This window comes from Inquilinus limosus MP06, from assembly GCF_000767795.1.
GTDB lineage: Bacteria > Pseudomonadota > Alphaproteobacteria > DSM-16000 > Inquilinaceae > Inquilinus > Inquilinus limosus_E.
The window spans coordinates 1-2905 of sequence record NZ_JANX01000687.1; the positions used below are offsets into that span (position 1 = coordinate 1).

At 71.3% G+C, this 2905-nt stretch carries 3 protein-coding genes; all 3 read left to right on the plus strand.

All coding sequences use genetic code 11. From position 1 onward, the window contains the following. Nucleotides 1-285: 285 nt before the first annotated feature. Nucleotides 286-1380, plus strand: a complete 1095-nt coding sequence (locus P409_RS30850) for an inositol-3-phosphate synthase (protein ID WP_034847472.1) — start codon at nt 286-288, stop codon at nt 1378-1380. Then, nucleotides 1377-1970: a histidine phosphatase family protein gene (locus tag P409_RS30855; protein ID WP_034847473.1), complete on the plus strand. Its 594-nt coding sequence runs from the start codon at nt 1377-1379 to the stop codon at nt 1968-1970. Before P409_RS30850 ends, P409_RS30855 begins: the two co-directional genes overlap by 4 nt. Nucleotides 1971-1979: 9 nt before the next feature. Then, on the plus strand, nt 1980-2905 hold a 926-nt coding region (locus P409_RS30860; RefSeq protein WP_034847474.1), incomplete at its 3' end, for a CgeB family protein.

Consider the following 2905-nt stretch of genomic DNA (forward strand, 5'->3'; position numbering starts at 1 on the left):
GCCAGGCGTTCGCGCGACGGCCGGGCGCGCGCCCGCAGCGGGGATGCCCGGGCCGCATCGCCCCGCCGGGATGAGGGGCGTCCGGCAGGCATGGCCGGGCAACGGCACGGGGGACGGCGGGGTCCCGGCATCGCGCCCGCGAAAAATCGCGGTGGCGAAGACGTGACCGGAACCGGCTTTCCGGACACCCCGTTGGCCTTGCAGCAACTTACATTGGCAGGCCTTCGCCACGGCCGGCCTGCCTCTCCCGACCCGATCCACGCCGCATCGCAGGGAGTCGAAAGCGTGAACTCGAAACCCATCCGCCTGGGAATCGTGGGCGTCGGCAACTGTGCCTCGTCCCTGGTCCAGGGGCTGACCCATTACCGCGACGCTCGCGGCAACGAGCCGCTTCCGGGGCTGATGACGGCCGATCTCGGCGGCTACCATGTCGGCGACATCGAGGTCGCCTCGGCCTTCGACGTCGCCGCCGCCAAGGTCGGGCGCGACGTGGCGGAAGCGATCACGGCCATGCCGAACAACACGCAGCGCTTCGCCGATGTGGCGCCCACCGGCGTGCGGGTGGAGCGCGGCAACACGCTGGACGGGCTCGGCAGGTACCTGCGCGAGCGGATCGAGGAATCCGACGAGCCGGTGGCGGACGTCGCCGGGGTGCTGAGGCAGAGCGGGACCGATGTCCTCGTCTCCTATCTCCCGGTCGGGTCGCAGCGCGCCGCGGAATGGTACGCCGAGCAGGCCCTGGAGGCCGGCTGCGCCTTCGTCAACTGCATGCCGGTCTTCATCGCCTCCCGCCCGGAATGGCGGCAGCGCTTCGAGGCGCGGGGCCTGCCGATCATCGGCGACGACATCAAGAGCCAGGTCGGTGCCACCATCGTCCATCGCATGCTGACCAACCTGTTCCGCGAGCGCGGCGTGCGGCTCGACCGCACCTACCAGCTGAACTTCGGCGGCAACACCGATTTCGAGAACATGCTCGAGCGCGAGCGGCTGGAATCGAAGAAGATCTCCAAGACCCAGTCGGTGATGAGCCAGCTCGACATTCCCCTGGCCGCCGAGAACGTCCATGTCGGTCCCAGCGACTACGTGCCGTGGCTCAGCGACCGGAAATGGGCCTATATCCGGCTCGAGGGCACCACCTTCGGCGGGGTGCCGCTCAATGTCGAGGTCAAGCTCGAGGTCTGGGATTCGCCGAACTCCGCCGGCATCGTGATCGACGCGGTGCGCTGCGCCCGGCTGGGACTCGACCGCGGCATCGGCGGCGCCCTGGTCGGCCCCTCCAGCTACTTCATGAAGTCGCCGCCGCAGCAGTTCACCGATGCCGTGGCGCGGGAGCGGACGCTGCGCTTCATCGCCGGCGACCCGCCGCAGGGCACGGCATGACCACCTTCCTGCTGCTGCGCCACGCCGCGCACGACAATATCGGCGGCTTCCTGGCCGGGCGCATGAGCGGCGTCGTCCTCGGCGAGGCGGGGCGGGCCCAGGCGGACCGGCTGGCCCGCCGCCTGCGGCTGGAACGGATCGACGCCGTCGTCGCCAGCCCGCGGGAGCGGGCGCAGCAGACCGCACAGGCCGTCGCGGCGGCCTGCGGCCTGTCGATGGAAACGGCGGAGGAGCTGGACGAGATCGATTTCGGCCGCTGGTCGGGGCAGGGCTTCGAGGCGCTGCAGCAGGACCCGCTGTGGCAGCGCTGGAACGCCATGCGCAGCCTGATCCGGACGCCTGGCGGCGAGACCATGCTCGACGTGCAGCGCCGCGTCCTCGGGCTGATGGAGCGGCTGGCCGGGCAGCACGGGGACCGATGCATCGCCGTGGTCAGCCATGCCGACGTGATCAAGGCGGCGGTGCTGCACCATCTCGGCCTGGCGACCGACGCCTGGCCGCGCTTCGACATTGCGCCCGCCTCGATCACCCGGCTGGCGGTCGGGGATTGGGGCTCGCACCTGCTCGGCCTCAACGAGACCGTCGACTAGGAGGTCGCGATGAAGCTCGTCGTCTTCGGCCTCACCGTCAGCTCTTCCTGGGGCAACGGTCATGCGACGCTCTGGCGGGGCCTGATCCGGGCGCTGTCGCGCCACGGCTGGCGGGTGGTGTTCTTCGAGCGCGACGTGCCCTACTACGCCGGCGCCCGCGACCTGCACGCGCTCGAGCAGGGGGAGCTGGTGCTGTATCCCGCCTGGGCGCAGGTCCGGGACCTGGCCCGGCGCCACCTGGCCGACGCCGATGCGACGATGGTTACCTCCTTCTGCCCGGACGGGGTCGAGGCGACCGGCCTGGTCCTGGACGCACCCCGGCCGCTGCACGTCTTCTACGATCTCGACACGCCGGTGACGCTGGAGCGGCTGGAGCAGGGCCAGCCCCTGTCCTATGTCGGCCCCCGCGGCCTCGCCGATTTCGACCTCGTCCTCAGCTACACCGGCGGCGGCGCGCTGGATGCCTTGCGCGACCGGCTCGGCGCCCGCGTCGTGGTGCCGCTCTACGGCCATGTCGACCCGGACGTCCATCGTCCGGCGGCGTCGCGGCCCGACTTCGCCGGTGATCTTTCCTATATCGGCACCTATGCGCCGGACCGGCAGGCGGCGCTGGAGGAGCTCCTGGTCGAGCCCGCGCGGCGGCGGCCGGATCTGCGCTTCGTCATTGCCGGGGCGCAGTATCCCGACGGCTTCCCCTGGGCCGGCAACATCTTCTTCCTGCGCCATCTGGCGCCGGCCGACCATCCGGGCTTCTACGCCTCGTCCCGCCTGACCCTGAACGTCACCCGCGCTTCCATGGCGCGGATGGGATGGTGCCCGTCCGGCCGGCTGTTCGAGGCCGCGGCCTGCGGCACGCCGGTGCTGAGCGACGCCTGGCCGGGGCTGGAGGAGTTCTTCGCCCCCGGACGGGGAAAGTCCTGCTGGCCCGCGGCACC

What these genes read in the sequence shown, in the direction of transcription:
- P409_RS30855 (WP_034847473.1), top strand. Translation starts at nt 1,377, where the DNA reads ATGACCACCTTCCTGCTGCTGCGCCACGCCGCGCACGACAATATCGGC.